This window comes from Streptomyces tanashiensis, from assembly GCF_014648895.1.
In the GTDB taxonomy this organism is placed as follows: Bacteria; Actinomycetota; Actinomycetes; order Streptomycetales; family Streptomycetaceae; genus Streptomyces; species Streptomyces tanashiensis.
Window position 1 is genome coordinate 11,133 of record NZ_BMRZ01000031.1, and the last position, 18,511, is coordinate 29,643.

An 18,511-nucleotide genomic window follows, 5' to 3' on the forward strand; every position below is an offset into this window, starting at 1 on the left:
ATCAGTGCGGGTAGAACTGACCAATTCTGCCATTGCTAATTCCCATCGTATAGGTCACCCCTCCGTAAACGCCTTCCACCTGGTAACTGTCATTGACTCCTCGACTCGAAATCAGTCCACGATTCTGTTGAGTAACGCTGCTAATCGCATCCTCGACGTCTTGGATCGACATGTTCTTCCTGAAGTTCGTCTGCGTCGCCTTGTCCGGCCCCTTGCGGTACGAAGGGTGGTGACGCTCCAGTATGTGCTGCATCCGCTCTTTGGTCAGGCGCAGATGCTGGTCACCCATCTGGAAGTAGCGCGTTTGCCAGCCCTTTAGGGCGTCACCCACACCGCAGTTGCTGTTGTGAACGAGTACCGGCGTGGCCCCCGCCAGCACATAGTACGTGTGCAGGCCGGCGACCGTGAGGTTGTACGTCTCCTGCTGAGCCTTGTAGGTCTGAGCGCTCTGCACCGTCACGGTGGTGCCGTCGGCAGCCCTCAGTGTCATGCCGGGCTTGAGGCCGGCGGCGTCAAGCCACTCGTGCTCGGATTCGGACCAGAAGGGGTGGTGGGCGGTAGTGGTGATGTGGCCAACGCCGCTATCTACGGAAATGGCGAGGTCGACATAGGTCTTGTCGTCCGCCGTGAAGATGGTGGCGGTGACTCTCTTCGCTTCGGTTTCGCCGGTCACTGGATTAGTTGCCAGTACCGTGTCACCAACTTCGACTTCCTCGATCGACTTGGTCGTGCCATCAGCCAAAAGCACTTCCGTGCCCGCTATGAAACTGTTTCCCCCGCACAGTGATCCGTATTTTCCCTTACCTCCGGGACCGCTCAAGCCTCCAATGGGGCCCTCTCCTGCCCCCATTGCCATCCCAGCTGCCAGGAATTCGCTATTGCTCGACACGGACTTGGGGCATCGGAAGCTATCCGCCTGGGTGCAAGCGTGCCATTTCATGAGGGCCACGAAACGGTAGTAGTCGCCTGGCTGGTCCTCGTCTACGGGATCGGTGTACCAGCGCACGACACATGATTCGGGGCAGTAGGTGGCCTGGAGTTGCTTTGACAGGCCGACCTTGAAAGCGGAGGCATTGGACCACGTTGCGGGAACGTGGACTCCGGGGAGCACCATCATGTATCCCGGATATATCTCCGGTCCAGTGGTGGAGGCCTGCCAGCCGCTGCTGGGCCACCAGTTGTTGTTGTAGCTGTTGTTGTCGCAATCGGTGCAACCCCATGAAGCGTCGTTGAGGGGTGCGCCGCCGCTGTTCTGCGTGGGTGTGTTGTTTCCGTATTGTGTACCGCCTCCGCACTCCAGTGGGGTGGCACACGCGGCGAGCCCGCTGGGGTCGGAGAGGGTAACCGGGCTTCCGTTGGCGTACGTGTAGCCGTTCATCTGGAGCGGGTCGGTGAAGTCGATGAGGGGGTCGGCGGAGAGGAAGCGGCCGGTGTTCTGGTCGTATTCGCGAGCACCGATGTGGGTGAGGCCGGTGATGGTGTCGTCGATGCCGACGCCGAGGTAGCCGCGCTTGTTGGGCCACGCAGTCGGCTTGGGGCCGCGGAGTTCGCCGTAGGGCTTGAAGGAGCGGCGGGTGATCTTCTGGCCGGTGGCGAGTGCGACGGTGGTGTTGGCGGTGCCGAGGTGGTCGGTGATCAGTACATCGAGTGTGTGTCCTGCGCTGGAACCGTTGGTGGTGCGGACGACGGTGAGTGCGCCGGCCTGGTCGTAGGAGCGAGAAGCTCGGGTGATCAAGCCGACGTTGTCGGTGGTGAGTTCGGTTTCGCCCAGGTAGAGAGTGCTGCCGGTTCCGGGAGTGTTCTCCAGGATGCGGTTGCCGTCGGCGTCGTAGACGTAGGTGGTGGGTGTGCTTCCGACGGTGTTGGAGGCGAGTTTCTGCTCCCTGGTCCACTGGAGGGACTGGTCCTGGGCGGTGCCGGGGAGGTTGCGGGTCCGGGTGGTGCCGGTGGCGTTGTAGGTGTAGCTGCTGTCCTTGCCTGCCGGGGTGGAGGCAATGGAGGTCAGGGTGTGGGGCTGGTTGGGGTTGTAGGTGTAGCTGTATGCGGTGTTCTTGGTGGTGTCTCCGGCCGGGTCGTGCTCGGTCATGCTGGCGCGGTTGCCGAGGCGGTCGAAGGTGAAGGACTGCCGGTAGGCGGTCGCGCCGGTGGCGACGGTGCCGGTGGCCGGTGCCGTGTCGGTGAGGTTCGTGGGCTGCGTGCCGTCGTGAGGGGCGCTGGCGACGGGTCCGGTGGAGGAGGAGCCGTCGTTGCGGTAGCCCCAGGTGGTGCCGTTGTTGGACTTGCAGCCGGTGCCGCCCGCGCTCTTGATGTCCGCGGGGGTAATGCTCGAGGTCCAGGCGTTGACTAGCTCGCCCATGACGTCGTGGGTGAAGCACTGGTTGTCCCAGGTCGCCCCGGTCGCGTCGAAGAGCTTGCGGGCGCTGGAGGTGATCGTGCCAGCGTCGTCGTAGGAGTAGCGGGCGTCTGCGATCTCGTGGGGGCCGACGGTTTCCCGGTCGGTGACCGTGCGCTGGAGGCTGCCGGTGTGCTCGTCGACGAAGTTCGTCGTCCAGACTCGGTTGGGCTGGGCTCCGGAGACCGTGCGCAGCACCTCACCGTAGGGGGAGTAGGTGGCGTCGGTGGTGTACCAGCTGTGGCCGGAGGTGGACTCGGGCAGGCCGTCCTCGTTGTAGCGGGTGATGACCTTCTCGTTGGCCAGCCCCCCCTTGGCGGGCAGCGTGACGGCGAGGGGTTTGCCTGTGGGCGTGTATGTGTAGGTGTACGCGTAGGTGCCTGACAGGCCCGTTGTCATGGTGTTGCTGGGGATGACGGTTTCGCGGCTGGTCGGCCGGTATTCGGTGTCAAAGCCGGTGATGCGGTTGATGTAGTCGCCGCTGGGGGTGTGACGCGTGGATTCGTAGAGGAGGCCGAGGGCATCTTTTGTGTCGTATTTGTACGACTTCACCAGCGTCTTGGCATCTGCTGCGCCTTCGTGGACCGCGGTGACGCGGCCGAGTACGTCGTACGTCGTGTAGGTCGACTGCTGGAGTGCGTCGGTGACGACGGTCGGGCGGTCGGCGTTGTCGTACCCGGTCTTGGTGGTACCGGTGTCGGGGTCTTTGGCGGCCGTGACCCGGCCCCGGGCGTCGTAGGTGTATTCCCACGTGTTGCCGGTCGGGTCAGTGACGGTGCTGAGGTGGCCGCGCTTGTTATAGGCATATGCAGTTGTGCGGTAGGGGCCGCTGCTGCCGAGCGTGGTGTAGTGGCGGATCGTCGTGACGCGGCCGAGGGCGTCGGAGAACGTCTGTGTCTTCGGGACAGTGTGGCCGGGGGTGTCTACGGTGACGTTGTCGTCGCCGTATCCGGTGTACAGGGTGTACTTGGCGGTGGGGCCGTGGAAGGTGATCTGGCGCGTCGCGCGGCCGAGGCCGTCGTAGACGGACTTGACTCGGCTCGGTATGAGCGTGGCGGACTTGACCTCGAACGGCTTCGTCTCCGGGTCGCCCTTGGCAAGGTAGCCGCTGCTCTGCTCGCCAATCAGGCCCTGGTCGTTGTATCTGGTGTCCGTGATGATCCTGCCCGGGCCGACGGCCTCGGACTGGGTCTGGACCTGGCGCAGCAGGCCGTCGTAAAGCGTGACCTGACGGTCGTAGGTGCCGTCGTCCTTCAGGGTCTTGACGGTGACGGCCGCCGGGCGGGCCTCGCTCGCCGTGGCGATGGCCTGCTGGTACTCGATCTGGACGTTGGGATCTTGTGTTCCGGCGGAGCGGGAGGGAGACCAGCCCTTGGTCAGGCGGCCAAGCGCGTCGTACTCATTCGTGGTGACCCGGTTGTTGGGATCGGTCACCGAGAGGGGCAGTGCCCGGCCCGGGTCGAAGGTCGTCGTTGTCGCGTGGACATTGGTCACAGGGGTCGTGCCTGCGGTCACGACCGTCTTGAGGGTCTTGATGGATGTGACCGGGCCGCCGGCGTCACCAGGGGTGTACTGGGTCTCGGCGGTGCCAACGCCCGGTGCGGTGACGGTGCGGATACGTCCGAGGGGGTCGTAGGCCGTGGTGGTGGTGACCGAGTGTGACGTGCCGGTGCCGTCGATCTCAGACACGGAGGTGGCCAGGCCCCTCGTGGGGGTGGTGGCACCGTCGTCGTAGGTGATCTGCGCCGAGCCCTTGAGTTCGGTTGCGGGATCGGCCGTGCTGTAGTCCGCACAGGAGGTTGCGGTGGTGCGCTTGGCCGTGGGAAGACCGATCAGCCAGGCCGACTGATTGTGTATGTAGGTGGTCTTGGTGCAGGTCTGCTCGGAAAGGGTCTCGCCGGTGCCATTCGGCTCGACGACCGCGGTCTCCACCGCAGTCGGGAGGCCGTAGGCGTCGCGGGCGAGGGTGGTCGTCCGTACCGACCGCGAGCTGGCGTTGACGTTCTGGATGGCGTCGATCTGATCGGTGCTGGTCCGGTAGGAGACCAGGGGATCGAGGTCGGTGTTGTTCTCTGCCTTGCGGCTTCGAGACGCGGTCGGTGTGGACGAGGGAATGTTCAGCGTCCGGCTGACGACCTTCGGCTTGCCGTTGGCCAGCTTGTCGGAGTTGAGGTAGGTGATGGTCTCGAAGGCTGTGCCTGCGTACTGCGGCTCGTCGGTCACGGCCGTGCCGTCGACCGCGCGCAGGGTCTTGCCTTCGGAGTCGCTCACCTGTCCGCCGATGCCCCGGAAGTAGCGGGTCTCGGAGAGCGACTGGGACTGCGGCGTGCTCGGGGTCGCGACGATGCTGCTGCCCTTGGTCGCCGTGACCTTCCGGTAGCCGTGCCAGTCACTGAAGGTGCGCAGCGACGGGCGGATGAATTCGTCGTCACTCTTGGCCCAGGCCGGCTCGTAGTAGCGGTACTTGGTATAGATCGGCTTGGTGAAGGGCGAGGTAACCTTGTCGGTCTCGGTGACGGAGTCGACGACGTACTTGTTGAACCAGGCTATCTTCGGTGTCTTCTCGTCACCGTCGGGGGACCAGCGCACTGGGTAGCAGTACGTGTTGGCCTTGCCCAGGTCCGCCGCCGGTTCGGCATCGCATCCGCCTGCGTACTCCACTTCGATGCTGCCGCCGGCCTCTGTGGCCACCGTGCCGATGCGAGGACGGGTGAAGGCGGGACGCTTGTCCGTGGAACCATTGGGCACCAGGTTACGGAGCTGCCGGTCCTTGAGCCGCTTCTTCAGCGGCGACGTGGAGCCGACCGTGTAGTGGGCGAAGCTGACGCCGTCCTTGGACTGGGCAAGGCTCGTGCCGTCGGGGGCGAAACCGGTGCGGGTGATCGAGTTGAGCCACAGCCCGGGTGACGTGTCGTACCAGTCCTCGGGGAAGGACTGGTGCAGCGTATACGTGTCGACCTTGCCGAAGGTTGTCGTCTTGCCGACTCGGGTTGCCTCCGTCGTCACGGTCTCCAGACGCATCTGGGTCCAGAAGGAGGGGAAGGAAGGGCAGAGGCTGGAGTTCGCCTTGCAGTTGAGGGCACCTGGTGTGTCCCACCAGGCACGATAGGCACCTGGGTCGTCGGTCTTGTCGAAGTTCGTGGCGGCACAGGTCGTGGCGTCCTTGAGGCAGCGCTGCTGTACACCGAACGTGACCTTAGTGGAGGGGTTGGCGAGGCTGCCCGCACGCATCCCGTACTCGATGCTTGTCGGGTAGGCGTAGCGGTCGTACTGCTCGGGTGTCTTCCGCTTCTCACGGAGCGCGTAGTAGTTCGTCTCCTGCTTCCAGTTGACGACCATCACGTTGCCGTTGACGTCGACGATCTTGTCGAGGCCCCAGCGCCAGGCCTGCTGCTCGTCCTTACCCGTGTCTGGGTCTTTGCAGCGGGAGTCGGCAAAGGAGGTGGCGTGGCAGGGCTCACCGGAATGGTTGCCGAAGACGGGAACGGTCGAGACAGAGTTGGTGTTGGCGTGCCCGCCACCGACCTGGTTCTGACCGAAGTAGTACTGAGTGCCATCGGCGGTGGTGACGACCCAGTACTCGCCGTCGTTGTCGTCGTTCGTGCCTCCGACGCGGTGCTCGACGCGCGTGCCGTCATCGCTCTGCGCGTGGTACCTCTCGGTGCCGGCCGCGTCGGCCTTCTCGTCATCGTCGTGGACCAGTTCGGTGGTCGTGCCACCGAACGACATCACCGCGTTGTACGACACCCAGCACAGGTCGCTTGTCTTGTCTGACGTGGCTGTGTTGTTGGGAGTGCCGGTCTTGGTGTCGTCCTTGCAGGGGCGGTAGCGGCGCTCGATGTGGCCGGGGTCGTAGTCCCATCCTTCACCGATCCAGGACGTCTGCGGCGAAGAGACGGCCGTCTTGCCGTCCACTGTCTGCGAGTTGTAGGTGAACGAGATGTTCGGTGCCGGACCGGCCGGAGCGGGCGGGACGGCGAGGGGGTAGTTCCACGTGAAGGCGCCGGAGGATCCTCCGGCTGACCACTTTCCGCTGGAGGGGAGCGGTGTCGCCCTGAACGAGCCGCGATCGCCCGCGCCGGAGTCGACCGCACCGAGGACGGCCGTGTCGCCACTTGTTGCCACGGGCGTGGCGTTGGTGGTGTAGGAGGCCTGCATCACGGTAGGGCCGGAATAGGCACTGTTGCCCGTCGCAACGGCAGGCGTCGTGGTTCCGTCAGCGGCCGTGTCGACAGTCGCGGTGATCTTGTTCGTGCCGGTGTCGTTGGTCGTCTCCAGTTCCTTGTACTGCTGGCACGCCTCTTCGAGCGGCTTGGTCAGGTAGCACTCCGGGAACTGGACGAGCCGCAGACGCGTGGACCAGTCGGCGCCGTAGAGGTTCTCGAACTTGCTGTAGTCGAGCTGGACCGAGAGAGGTACGGATCCGGTGGACGGAGCCTGCACCGTTACCAGCGCACCCACCGTCAGCGCACCCTGGACGCCCTTGCTGAGCTCGCTGGACCGGTCGACGACCGCGGTCTGCCAGGTGCCGGTGGGGGCAGGCTGGCCAGCTGCCTGGCCCAGGCTGATGGGCACGTTGTTGGTCGCCGGCTCAAGGCCGACAGGGTCTGCCGTCGCTGCTGCCGTCGCGAATGCCTGGCTGATGGCCGTCCCGAACGTCACGGTGCCCGTGTTTGCCGGTGGCGCCGTCGTCGTACCGGCAGGCGCTTGCTCCAGGTTCTCGGGGACCTCGACCTTCAGGGTCTCCAGGTCCTCCTCGAACGTCTCGCCCGTGACTGGCTGTTCCTCTTCGAGTGGCTCCAGGGCGAGCGGTTGAGTCTCGAGGGTTTCCCGCCCGGTCTCCGCGGCGGGATCGGGTGGCAGTGCCAGGGACTCGGCGGGCAGCAGGCCTACCAGTAGCACGGCTCCCAGCGCGGGCAGGAGAACGCGCCGCGTGTGGCGACGGGCAGACGAAAGGCGACGGAACAAAACGAGGTCCCCCCGGACCACTTGGAGCGGGACCGGAACGGACCGCGTGTGATGGCACTTCAGACTTGCGCAGATTCTGAGGCCAATCCGTGAAGGAATGCCAGGGAGTTACCGCTTCGCGTGATCATCGTCACGGATCGTATGTGTGCATCGCGACCCCAATGAGGTTCATCAGAATCATTCCGATGAAAGAGAACAGCGCGCCCGAGTGCGGTGATCATGCATCTCTTCACTCACTTGCGGATGAACAGATCGACATCGCGTGCGGTTCACTCATATTTATGACGATATACTAGGGCGCTCTTGTCTCGATCACGCCGGGGTTTCCCCCTTCCCCGCTTCCTTCTCCGCGTGCCGAGGCGTCGGCACCCTTGCCGCGATGCTTCGTCGGCAGGGTGACGGCCCAGGAAGCCGTGGGTCATCATCAGCTGGCTTGACCAAGACTTCCGTGAGCGCGTGCGATTCCCGCTGTCCTCCTAGACGTCACGGTCGGCTTCGTAGTTCCAGCCGGTGCGTGAGAGCCCCGGATTCTGGGGGGAAGGGGACCTCGCTCGTGAGTGAAGAACGACGTCGCATACCTGGCCGGCGTGCGACCGCAGCCATAGTTGCTGGCGCAATTGCGGCGGCTGGAATTGCCTATACGGGACTGCATGTTGAGGACTTTTCGGGCGCCCCCGGGCCGTCCTCCGCTGGCAAGGGTTCTACGAAACATGGCGAGAATCAGGCGGTAGCTCAGGAAACCGCGTTCAACCTCGCTCGTAAGACGGGAAAGCCGGTGGAGATCACCGCGCAGCGAACGGCCCGTTCCACGACCTGGGCACGACCTGACGGATTTACGCAGAAGAAGTTGTACGCATCCGCGGTGTGGGCCAAGGTCGGTGAGGAATGGAAGCCCGTCGACACGGCTCTCCACCGCACAGCCGACGGCTGGGAACCCAAGGCGACGAACACCGGCATCGTGTTCTCCACAGGCAGCAAGGGCGGCTCCGTCGACCGTGCCTCCCGCAAGACCGTACGGCGTGTTTCCCTCGTCAAGGGCACGACGGAGGACCCGGCGGCCCAGACCCCTCTCGTCACGATGACGGTCGCCGGCACGTACGACATCCAGCTCACCTGGCCCGGCCCTGTACCCGCCCCGATAATCGACGGACCCCGGGCCCTGTATCCGGAGATCTTCCCCGGCGCGGACCTGGTTCTCACCGCAGAGGACAGCGGGTTCGCTCAGCTCATCGTCCTGAAGAACCGCACTGCAGCATCGGACCCCCACGTCGCCCAGCTCTCCTACGGGCTGACGTCGTCCACCCTCGGCTTCCGTCTCGACCCGGTCACCGGCGTCGTCGCGGCGGAGACCGCCGACGGCGACGAGGTCGCCATGTCCGCGACCCCGATGATGTGGGACAGCAGCGGTCCCCCGGCCGTCACCGACGGCGCCGCCGGCGCCAGCGCGCAGCCCACGGCCTCCGAGACTCCGGTACCGACCTCCAGCACCAGCACCTCCGCGACGCCGAGCCCGAGCGCCACCGCGGAGGACCTGGCCAACGATGTGACCGATCCACTCGCCGAGGTGTTGCCGACGGCGTCCGACGCTCCGCAGCCTACGCTGAGCGAGTCACCGCTCGCGTCCGCGCCGGCCGAGCCGACTCCCGAGCCCTCGCAGTCGGGCTCTGCGGCGACCTTGAGCCTTCCTCTACTCAACGGGCCCTCGCCCGAGTCCCGAGGGGATCTGGTCGAGGCAGAGCTGTCCGATTCGAAGTGGCTCCTGACCCCGAGCCAGGATTTCCTCGGCGACGCCGCCACCACCTACCCCGTCTTCATCGACCCGTCGGTCACCAAGCACACCCAGGACTGGACCACCGCGTACAGCCGCTTCCCCAACGCCACCTTCTTCAACGGCAAGGACTTCAATAGGGGTGGCACCCACGAGGCCCGTGTCGGATTCGAGTCCGATACGTGGGGCACCTCCCGCTCGTACTTCAACATCGCGTTCGACAAGGACCTCAAGGGCGCGAAGATCATGAGCGCCAAGCTGACTCTCCTGGAGACCTACTCCTGGTCGTGCAGCCCCCGCTCCATGAGCGTCCACGTCACCGGCGCAATCAGCGGCAGGACGAACTGGAAGAACGCGCCCCGGCTGCATGACGGCAACAAGGTCGCTTCCGGCACCTTCGCCCACGGCTACAAGTCCGGCTGCCGCGACGCGTACGAGGCCTTCGACGTGAAGGCTGCGGCACAGAGTGCGGCGGACAAGGGCAAGAACTCCATCACCTTCGGTATGAGGGCACGGGACGAGGACTCTCAGTACGCGTGGAAGAAGTTCCAGGCGAACGGCGAGAACGCCCCCACCCTGACCCTGGTCTACAACCGTCCGCCCACTCCGCCCACCAACCTCGACCTTGGTCCCGACGCCAAGTGCACCACCACCGCACCGTATGTGCGTGTGGGCGCCGAAGGCCTCACCTTCACGGCCAAGTCCACCGACCCCGACGAAAACCTCGACCGGCTCGACTTCGACCTGTGGCCGGTCGGCAAATGGGCCACTACCGGTGACCTGCTGAAGTCCACCGGCACCGTGTCTGTCGGCGGCGACACCGCCGCCGCCCTGCGCACGACCTCCAGCTTCCCCACCAGCGGCCTCGTCGACGGCGCCACCTACTCCTGGCAGGTACGTGCCATCGACGACGCCGGCACCACCTCGGCCTACGCCCCGGCCAAGGTGCCCTGCCGCTTCGTCTTCGACAAAACCGAACCCCAACCGCCGAAGGTCACCTCCGTCGACTTCCCCGACGCCGACAGCAACGAGAACGCCTTCGGCAATGAGGCGGAAGACGCCAAGTGGTCAGAGAAGAGGTTCGGTACCGCCGGCTCCTTCACCTTCCGCGCGCTGGACTCCGACGTCGTACGGTACGAGTACGGCTTCAACGCCAACAGCTACCCCTACCCCGTGACCCGAACCGCCGGCACCGCCACCTCGGTCCCGGCCGCCATCAGCAACGCCAAGCCGCCCGCCGCTGGCCCCAACGTGCTCTACGTGCGGGTCGTCGACGGCGCTGGCCATGTCTCCCAGCCCACGAAGTACTTCTTCTACGTCACCCCCCGCGACCAGGCCGACGCCCCCGGCGACTTCACAGGCGACAAGCTCCCCGACCTGCTCGCCGTCACGGACAACGGGAACCTCCGCCTCTACCCGTCCCAGATCAACCGCAACGATCCGACCAAGGGCACCGGTGACCTCGACTACTCGATGTCCGGCGCCTATCGGGAGAACCCCGCGAAGGACCCCAACGGCGGCGACAAGGAACAGACGTTCATCGCTCCCGCCTCCGGACACTTCAAGGGCGCGCTGATCACCCACAACGGAGACTTCTACGGCGGCGACGGCCTGCAAGACCTCGTCGCGGGCGTCGACGGAAAATGGTGGGTCTACCCCGGCGACGGCTACGGAGCCGTCAACACCACCAAACGCCGCGAAATCCTCCTGCCCTCCAACGCCCCCGTACCCTCCACCTTCGTCTACACCCAGATCCTCGCCACCGGCGACGTCACCGGTGACGGCCTGCCGGACGTGTTCGCCACCGCCGGCGACCAGCTGTGGGCCTTCACCGGCTACAACGGAGCCTCCTTCACCGAAGCCCGCATGCTCACCAGCACCCCCTGGGCCACCCGCGACCTCGTCACCGTCGCCGACATCAGCGGAGACGGCGTACCCGACCTCCTCTTCCGCACCGAGGAAACCGGACGCGGCCTGCTCCTGCGCCACGGCAAGCCCAGCCCCAACGGCGGAGTCGACCTCACTTCCCTGGCCACCGCCGCGAACTCCAAGACCGGCCAGGACGAGGTCTACGGCACCGGCGGCTGGAACAAGGCCTCCATCCGCAAGATCAAGGGAACACCCGACGCCAACGGCGATAAAATCCCCGACATATGGGCCGCTGCATCCGACGGAAACCTCTACTTCTACCCCGGCGGCCCCGACGCGCACGGCACCCGCTTCATCACCAGCAACCTAGGCTGGCTCAGCAGCCTCGCCATTGGCTGACCCGCCAACATAAAGCGCGCGGGGAGGGGGGCGACCACACCACGGTCGCCCCCCTCCCTTTCCCTAGCACCTGCCCTGGCACGCCCGCCGAGCACAGTATCTGCATCCCGGCGAGGTCATCCGCGGTGCGCCTCCCGCCAAGGAGCGGCAGGACCCGATCCAGTGCTGCACACAAAAAGGGACTCACCAACCAAACAGCACCTCGCATCAAAGCCTTCAATGCCGCCACCGGCCTCCTCACGGCGGCTCTCGCGAGCCCGGGCACGGCCACAGTCAAGGAGCCTTGCTGGGGTTGAGTACTCAGCGACGGAGGCGAGAACGACGGCATTTGGCTGTGGGGTCAGGCGTCGCCCATGAGCACGCCGTGGCACACTCCTCCCTTGATCGCGAGGGTGAATAGCCCTTGCGTCCTGGGAGGGGATAACTGTGAGCAGGACGAAGTGGGCCGCCGTGGCAATAGCGGTCATCACGCTTGGAGCTGCAGGCTGTAGCAAGAGCGACGCCAGCACCGGGGCCATCGCTGCTCCCGTGTCGGCGTCGCCACGGCCCAAGGGCACCGGCCCGCTGACGAAAGAGGTCGTGCGCGCTGATCTCGACACCTCGCTCTCGGACGCGGGCGCTGCGGCGAACGACCCGGAGTATGCCCGTAGGCTCGAGGAAGGTCCGGCCAGCTCGCCGCCATCATGCGTCGTTGTTTCCAGAAGCATCGGTAACGAGACGACCCCGCTCGACTTTGCCCGCTACAAGGCGGTGGTGGGTGAACTACGCGAGCGCGCCTGGCAGCAGTCCGGGGGACTGAGGGAGCGTGAAAACCTGGACGGAGTCATCGGCGACGCCAGCGCGACCCTCAGGCAGCGTGGTTGGATCATAAATGCGCAGTACGGCACCGCTCAGGAGAAGAGCGCGATTACTTTGATGGCCTACGACGACGCGTGCATGAAGAAGAGCGGGATCGACGCGAGCCCGCTCGGCTGACCGGTCGCCCCGCTGCTGCATCGGCAGCTTCGCCTTGATGTCCTTCAAGGCATTCTCGCTCCCCGTGATTCGATGCTTCCCCGTTGCCCAGTTTCCTCAGCGCCGGCGATGCTGGGCAACGGCTCAGTTCTTCCCGGACCGTGGCTCGTCTTCACGGGTTTCCGTCAGGGTGGTCGTCGACCCAGGACAGGCCGATTCGGTCAAGGCACCGGCGGGCGCGGGTGACGGCGACGTAGGCGAGGCGGGCTTCACTGTCGTCGATGGGTCCTGGAATGGGTCGTCCCTGGCTGTCTTGCTGATCGGTGTCTTTGGGTGGGGTGAAGTCGTCGGCGACTTGTACGCGTTCCCATTCTCGGCCTTTGGCTTTGTGGGCGGTGGAGATGGTGACCTGGGCGTTCTCTTCGGTGGTGAGGCGGCTGACCGCGGTGAGGATGGCGTCGGTTCCGTGGGTGTCGACGAGGTCGACCAGGGGCTGGAGGTCGCGTCCGCACGGGTCGTGGGCGGCGTATTCCTGGACGGTTCCCCAGGTGGGGAAGAGGACGAGTTCGGGGTGGCTGGTGCGGCGTCCGTCCTTGAGGTCGCGGGCGGCCAGGGCGAGTGCGCGCAGGCTGTCTCCGCCGCCGACGAGGGCGACTCTGGTGCCGGCGGCGAGGTGGTTCATGACGTGCTTCATGGCGCCGACGTTGGTACGGCACAAGATGGCGTCGGGGGTTGCGAGGGGGCCGAGTTCGGTGGGCATGGTGTCGGTGCCGGTCAGGCGGATGGGTGCGCCAGCGATGGCGAGCCAGCGGTTTGCTTCCGTGGCCAGTTGGGGGCCGAAGCGGAAGGAGCGGGAGAGGGTGAGGTGGGTGCCGTCGAAGCCGTTCATGACGTCTTTGGCGCCGCGCCAATGGTAGATGGCCTGAGCTGAGTCTCCGACGAGGACGAGCTGGGCGTGGTCACGCTGGGTGTTGAAGATGTGCTCGACGACTGGGTTGGTGTCCTGTGCTTCGTCGAGGAGGAGGAAGTCGGCGGAGATTCTGGGGCTGGTGAGGGACCAGATCTTGAGGAAGTGGTCGGGGTCGAAGCGGACGATGCCGTCATCCTCGCGCTGGAGGTCTTGCCATGCCTTGCGGGCGTAGGGCAGGGCGATGGTGGCGAGCTGGCTGCGGGCGGTGGGGCTGTCGAGGCCGCGCAGGGGCGGGACGTGGTGGTCGGTGATCGTGGGGTCGGCTGAGTGGCAGAACCGGCTCACGGTCCGCAGGACCGTGTTGGACAGGGTGGTCGGCATGACGTCGTGGCCCTCGATGCGGACGGGCTTGGTGATGCCGAGGTCCCGCCCGGTCTGCCACGCCGGTCGGCGGGGCGCGTCGAGACGGCGTGCGTAGCGGTGGCCGATGGCTGCGTAGGCGAGGGCGTGGGCGGTCTTGCAGGTGACGGTGGTGGGGAATCGAGTGACGGCGTCGCGGGCGATGGCTCGGTTGTAGGCGATGTAGCGGCCGCGGCGGTGGGTGCTCTGGGCGAGCAGGGCCAGGGTGGAGGTCTTGCCGGTGCCGGCGCCGGCTTGGAGGGCCATGTGGTCGCCGGCGTGGAAGCGGTCGGCGGCTTGGGTCTGTTCGTCGGTGGGGGTGAACAACGGGGTCTGCTCCGGATCGGACGAGGGGACGGTTGGGCGAGAGCTTGCTGCCGACGGCTGTCTGTGGCGGACTCGAGCAGGTGGAGAGTCATCGCTTACCGGTGCTGTTGGTCGCTTCCTGGCAGGCGTGTGGCGAGGAAGGCGTGGTGGAGCAGCGGGTCGAAGGGTTCCCATTCGGCGAGGGCCAGGTCGGGTGCGCTTTGGGTGGTGGCGTGGATGGGGCAATGTTGGGTGCGCCAGCGCAGTTGCTCGCTGTAGGGCAGGCGGCCCAGGTCGTAGACGGCGATGTCGGCTGCGGGCAGGGCCAGCTGGCGCCGGGTGCGGTGGAGTGTGGCGGGGGCGAGTGTCCATCGTCCGGGGGTGGTGCCGGGGGTGAGGAGGGGGTGAGGGCACCGGGTGCGGCGGATGGTCTGGGCGACGCATTGGATGTCTTCGACGGGTCTGGCTGCGAGGTAGCGGCTGTAGAGGAGTTGGACGACGGGGCGAGCGGGCCGGCAGATGTCTGGTTCGGCGGTTTCGGGGAGGGGCTGCTCGCCTGGGGTGAAGGCGCCTGTGTCGAGGAGGCGTCGGGTGCGCAGGGCAAGGCGTCGGCGGAGTTCGTCGAGGGCGGGCGTGAGGGTCTGGGGTGTGGTGTGTGCGGGGCACAGGGTGGGGTGGGTGATGCGGCACCAGGGTGTTCCGTCGTCGGCGTGGTGGGCCACGCCGGAGGCGACGTGCCACCGGTCCGGTGCGGGAACGATCAGGGTGGGCAGTTCGGCGGGGTGGAGGGGGATGGGGCGTTGGGTGACGGTGGTGTGCCATTCGACCTGGTTGCCGCAGTGGCGGCATCGGCGGTGCTGCGCTGTGCGCAGGAGGCGGGTGGGGCTGTCGGCGGCTACGCGCAGGGCGCGGCGGCGGCCTTGTGTGTGGGGGCTGCCGTCCCAGTGACGGCCGCGGGAGGTGTGGGTGGAGCGCATGGTCGTGAAGGTTCCAGGCGACGCGCCGTGGTGTTGTCGTCCGCGCCCCGGTCATCCCTCGGTCGGCCCAGTCGGGAGGTACTGGCGTCCGATGGTTCGCTCTCTTGTTCCTGCCCGGTAGCCGGTTCAGGTGATCCGCTCGGGTTCGAGCGTGGAGCTACTTCGGTGTCTCGCCGGGGGGTGTGTGGCCTTCGCAGAGGGCGGCGAAGAGCCCTCCGAGCGGGACGTCGAAGGCGTGGCCGAGGGCGTGCCAGGTGGCGAGGGATCCGATGGTGCGGCCTTGCTCGATTTCGATGAGGGTGCGCCTGGACAGGGCGGTTCTTTCGGCGAGTTCGTCGTAGGTCCAGCCGCGGTCGCTCCTCAGCTGCGCGAGCTGGAGGCGTAGCACGTCGAGGTTCGGTTCGGGCGGCAAGATCGTCACCCGTCCATCCGATGGTGCAGACCCTTGCCCTGTCAGTGCAGAGGTCTGCCCTATTTGTGCAGGTGGCGACTCCCTCCGGGAGGGCAGGGGTCTGCACTACGGTGTGCCGCCATCACCACACTCCCCCGCCGCGGACCCTCTTCGGGTCCGAGCCAGGCGGACAGCACAGAAGGGCCTTCGGTCGATGAGGCTGTGCACCACACGCCCGCTGGCGCCCCGCACGTGGACCGTCGAGCTACGGCCCCAGCCTCAAGGACCTCTGCTCGTGTGCCCCCAGTGCAGCTCGGTTCCCGAATCCCTTCACGGCCGCTCCGCACGCTCGGCCGCCCTCGCACACCTCGCACGCCATGCCCGGCGCTCCCTCCTCCCCCCACACCTGCGGACCTGCCAGTGCCATGAACGCGGCTGCCGCTGGCATCCACGCCACCGCGGCTGCACCGGTCCTCTCCTGCTCGTCCTCTCCCGTGAAAGCGGGGGGCGGCTGTGGCGGCTCGCGGACGCCTGCACCGCCTGCGCCGGGGCCATGCCCGACGCCTCCGTCGTACCGGAGACGACCCTCATCGCCGCACACCGCGCCACCGCCCCCGCTCTTGCCCCTGCCCGGTCACGAAGCAGCAGGCGAGCGCCTACCGATTGGACAGACAGGACGCTGGTTCGGGACATGCTCAGCTTCCTGGCCTCCTCGCTTGCGCCGTGCAGCCCTCAGGCCCGGCTCCTGGCCCTGCAGTGCGCACTGCGTTCGACTCCGCCGGGCTGGGTCCGCATCCCGTCCGGACTGATCCGCGCCATGGCACTACCCCAGGCCGTCGCCGCGTGGCAGGAGTTGGAGGAGATGCGCTGGATCCGCCAGAGCGTCCACGACAGTCCCGTCGGCAGTGCGCAGCTCACGGATCCCCTGATCGGAGCGCCCGGACGCAAGGCGCGTGCGCGGGCTGCGGACTGGGCCCTGCGCGCCCATCAATCCCATCCGGTCCGCGCGGGTGCTCCTGCGGTTCGTCTGGTGGCCCTTGCTCTGGCCGCCCACGGTGCGCCGGATCGCGCGGACAGCATCGCGGAGATCGGTCAAGTGGCCCGCGCAAGTGGCCTGTCGGTAGGCGAACTACTCGACGCCATGGAGTCTTTGTCTGCATCCGGGTCTATCGGCTACTGGAGCCTCGATCCTGTGACCGAGGACCTGACCTGGACAATGAGCTCACCCCTGCCCGCAGCACCCACCAGCGACCCGAGGCGATGAATTCAGAAGGCTGCCGGCACGGGCGCTTCCACCCGCACAGGTTCGCCGTGGTCGCCCGGCCCGGCAAAGTCGCACAGCGCCGCTGCGGCAGGACGGGCCGCTGAACGCCGTTCGCGAATCGAGCGGGCGCTGCCGGGTCCCGGGTAGTTGTCGGTGAGGGCAGCCGCTTCGTCGATCTACTGGCATCTCGCTTCACCCGGGCAGGCCATGGGTGAAGGCGTGCACCATGCGCCGGAGCGTGTGCGGAGGTCCCGCCATCAGGTTCGCCGGCCCGTGCGGGGTAGCTCTTGTGCCGCCCGCGGGACCGCCTTGCAGGCCGGCGTGAATCAAGGACGGCGAACCCCGCAGGAGCCGGACATGGCCACGCGTTCGAGGATTCACCCGATGTGGTGCATCGGGAGCGCGAGGGGGAGATCTGGCGGGGTGGGGACGTCTGGTGGGCGAGACGCAGAACGCGTCCCTGGCCGATAGATGGAGAACCACTTACATGACGCCGTTCTTGGAGTGGATCGGGTGCGTCCCGGCCGCCGTGAGCGCGGTGCACGCGCTGGGCGCCCTGGAGCGCGTACGGCAGAAGAAGGCTGCCGACAGCGAACCTGCGGCGCTCCTGACATCCGGACAGCACCACGGTTGCGACATCCTCGCAGTTACTGGCTGCCAGGGCGATGCCGCGGGTGCGAAAGCCGTCGCGATGCGGGTCGAGTTCACCTTCCGCGCGGCCTTTGGGTGCGGGGCATCCGGTTCGGAGGACGAACCGTGGTGAGCGACGGCACGCCCGGCGAGGCTGTCACGGTGGGCGGGGAGGTCGCGCAGCGCCTGCTGGATGCGTACGCGGACTTCACTGCCAGGCAGCCTGCACTCCTGCAGCGGGAGTTCCGCTCACTGTCACTGGCGACATGTCAGGACATTGCCCAAGAGGCCTTTTTACGAGTGGGTGACAGAGCTACGGAGGGAAGGCTCGCGCCGAGGACGAACGTCGAGGCGTACTTGCGGCGGACGGCGAGGAACCTCGCCGTCGACGTGCTGCGCCGGAGGCAGCGCAAGAGCAGGCGGGTGATCCTGTTCGGCAGCGGGGAGGCGCTGGACTCAGTGCCTCAGCAGCGTGGGCCCGGCGGTGAAGATCAGCATGTGCTGCGCGATCTGGTAATTCCGGCGATCGAGCGGATGCCGGCGGGCAAGCGCCGGCAAGTGGTTGACCTGCAGAGCCGCGGGATGAGCGACGCGGATATCGAACGGATTCTCGGAATACCGCCGAACCGTCTTCACAACCTACGCAACAAGGCGGTCACGCAGCTGAGGAGCTCACTCGCTGGACACATTCGGGACGGACAGCACGGGAAGCAGTGGCAGGGAAAGCAGGGAACCAGGTGACGGATGTGGGCAGGTACGACGAGCGTGGTAGCGAGGCCCGGCTCTCGCAACTACTGGCCCGCCTCGCCAGGCCGCTGGACTTCTGGGACCGGCCTGGGGGCGATTTCGGTCCTCTGACGGCCCTCTACGGGCTCAGCCGGGGCGAGGCGCAGCACGTCAACTCCCTTTATCGGCTGGGCTCGAAAGCCCTGCTGCGAGGTGAGCTTCTGGTCGCGGCGGAGTGTCTGGGCGCGGCTGCGGAAGCAGGACACCCCGGGGCGCTGTTCCGGCTGGGGGTTCTTGCCGCCCGCGCGAACGGGCATCGGGGGGAGAATGTGCGTTTCCTGGTCGCCGAGGCCGCTCGGCACGGGCATGGCGATGCCCGTCGGATTCTGGCCGCGGCCGCGCACCCGCGGCGCGCAGCGCGCTCCGAGCTGTCCGCGATGGAAGATTCCTGGTTCGCGGGCGAGATCCAGGAGGCTCTAGGGTTCCCTCCTGCCCCGTCCGACTGTTCTTGAGTTAGCTCAGGAATGGTGACGAGATCCCGTCCGATCGCAAGATCGG

General features: G+C 66.6%; 10 protein-coding genes. 6 read left to right on the top strand and 4 right to left on the bottom strand.

Going from position 1 to position 18,511, the window contains the following annotated elements; genetic code table 11:
• Position 1: 1 nt before the first annotated feature.
• Positions 2-7,303 carry a polymorphic toxin-type HINT domain-containing protein gene (locus IE237_RS39610; RefSeq protein ID WP_229844190.1) on the bottom strand — a complete coding sequence of 2,434 codons (7,302 nt, stop codon included), beginning with the start codon at positions 7,301-7,303 and terminating at the stop codon, positions 2-4.
• A gap of 610 nt (positions 7,304-7,913) precedes the next feature.
• Between IE237_RS39610 and IE237_RS39615 the strand changes: the two genes are divergently transcribed.
• Both IE237_RS39615 and IE237_RS39620 read left to right on the top strand, forming a co-directional pair.
• Positions 7,914-11,396, top strand: coding sequence for an FG-GAP-like repeat-containing protein (locus tag IE237_RS39615; protein WP_229844169.1), 3,483 nt, complete (start codon positions 7,914-7,916; stop codon positions 11,394-11,396).
• Positions 11,397-11,822: 426 nt separating this feature from the next.
• Positions 11,823-12,371, top strand: coding sequence for a hypothetical protein (locus IE237_RS39620; RefSeq protein WP_189807068.1), 549 nt, complete (start codon positions 11,823-11,825; stop codon positions 12,369-12,371).
• A gap of 151 nt (positions 12,372-12,522) precedes the next feature.
• Here IE237_RS39620 and IE237_RS39625 read toward each other — a convergent pair whose 3' ends face one another.
• The 3 genes from IE237_RS39625 to IE237_RS39635 all read right to left on the bottom strand — a co-directional run bounded on the left by IE237_RS39625 (position 12,523) and on the right by IE237_RS39635 (position 15,363).
• Entirely contained in the window at positions 12,523-13,986 is a 1,464-nt protein-coding gene (locus IE237_RS39625; protein WP_268253871.1) for a UvrD-helicase domain-containing protein, read from the bottom strand.
• 95 nt (positions 13,987-14,081) lie between these two features.
• Positions 14,082-14,942 carry a DUF6083 domain-containing protein gene (locus tag IE237_RS39630; protein WP_189807070.1) on the bottom strand — a complete coding sequence of 287 codons (861 nt, stop codon included), beginning with the start codon at positions 14,940-14,942 and terminating at the stop codon, positions 14,082-14,084.
• A 157-nt stretch (positions 14,943-15,099) separates the two neighbouring features.
• Positions 15,100-15,363 carry a helix-turn-helix transcriptional regulator gene (locus tag IE237_RS39635; RefSeq protein ID WP_189807071.1) on the bottom strand — a complete coding sequence of 88 codons (264 nt, stop codon included), beginning with the start codon at positions 15,361-15,363 and terminating at the stop codon, positions 15,100-15,102.
• 661 nt (positions 15,364-16,024) lie between these two features.
• On the opposite strand from IE237_RS39635, the gene IE237_RS39640 reads away from it, so the two are divergent.
• The 4 genes from IE237_RS39640 to IE237_RS39655 all read left to right on the top strand — a co-directional run bounded on the left by IE237_RS39640 (position 16,025) and on the right by IE237_RS39655 (position 18,465).
• Complete coding sequence (locus IE237_RS39640; RefSeq protein ID WP_189807072.1) at positions 16,025-16,597, top strand: hypothetical protein; 573 nt, start codon at positions 16,025-16,027, stop codon at positions 16,595-16,597.
• Between the two features lie 487 nt (positions 16,598-17,084).
• Positions 17,085-17,360: a hypothetical protein gene (locus IE237_RS39645; RefSeq protein WP_189807073.1), complete on the top strand. Its 276-nt coding sequence runs from the start codon at positions 17,085-17,087 to the stop codon at positions 17,358-17,360.
• Positions 17,357-17,968, top strand: coding sequence for an RNA polymerase sigma factor (locus tag IE237_RS39650; protein WP_189807074.1), 612 nt, complete (start codon positions 17,357-17,359; stop codon positions 17,966-17,968). The genes IE237_RS39645 and IE237_RS39650 overlap by 4 nt, the downstream gene beginning before the upstream one ends.
• A gap of 5 nt (positions 17,969-17,973) precedes the next feature.
• On the top strand, positions 17,974-18,465 hold the full coding sequence (locus IE237_RS39655) for a hypothetical protein (RefSeq protein WP_189807075.1): 492 nt from the start codon (positions 17,974-17,976) through the stop codon (positions 18,463-18,465).
• Positions 18,466-18,511: the final 46 nt, after the last annotated feature.

What these genes read in the sequence shown, in the direction of transcription:
- IE237_RS39630 (WP_189807070.1), bottom strand. Translation starts at nt 14,942, where the DNA reads ATGCGCTCCACCCACACCTCCCGCGGCCGTCACTGGGACGGCAGCCCC.
- IE237_RS39640 (WP_189807072.1), top strand. Translation starts at nt 16,025, where the DNA reads ATGCTCAGCTTCCTGGCCTCCTCGCTTGCGCCGTGCAGCCCTCAGGCC.
- IE237_RS39645 (WP_189807073.1), top strand. Translation starts at nt 17,085, where the DNA reads ATGACGCCGTTCTTGGAGTGGATCGGGTGCGTCCCGGCCGCCGTGAGC.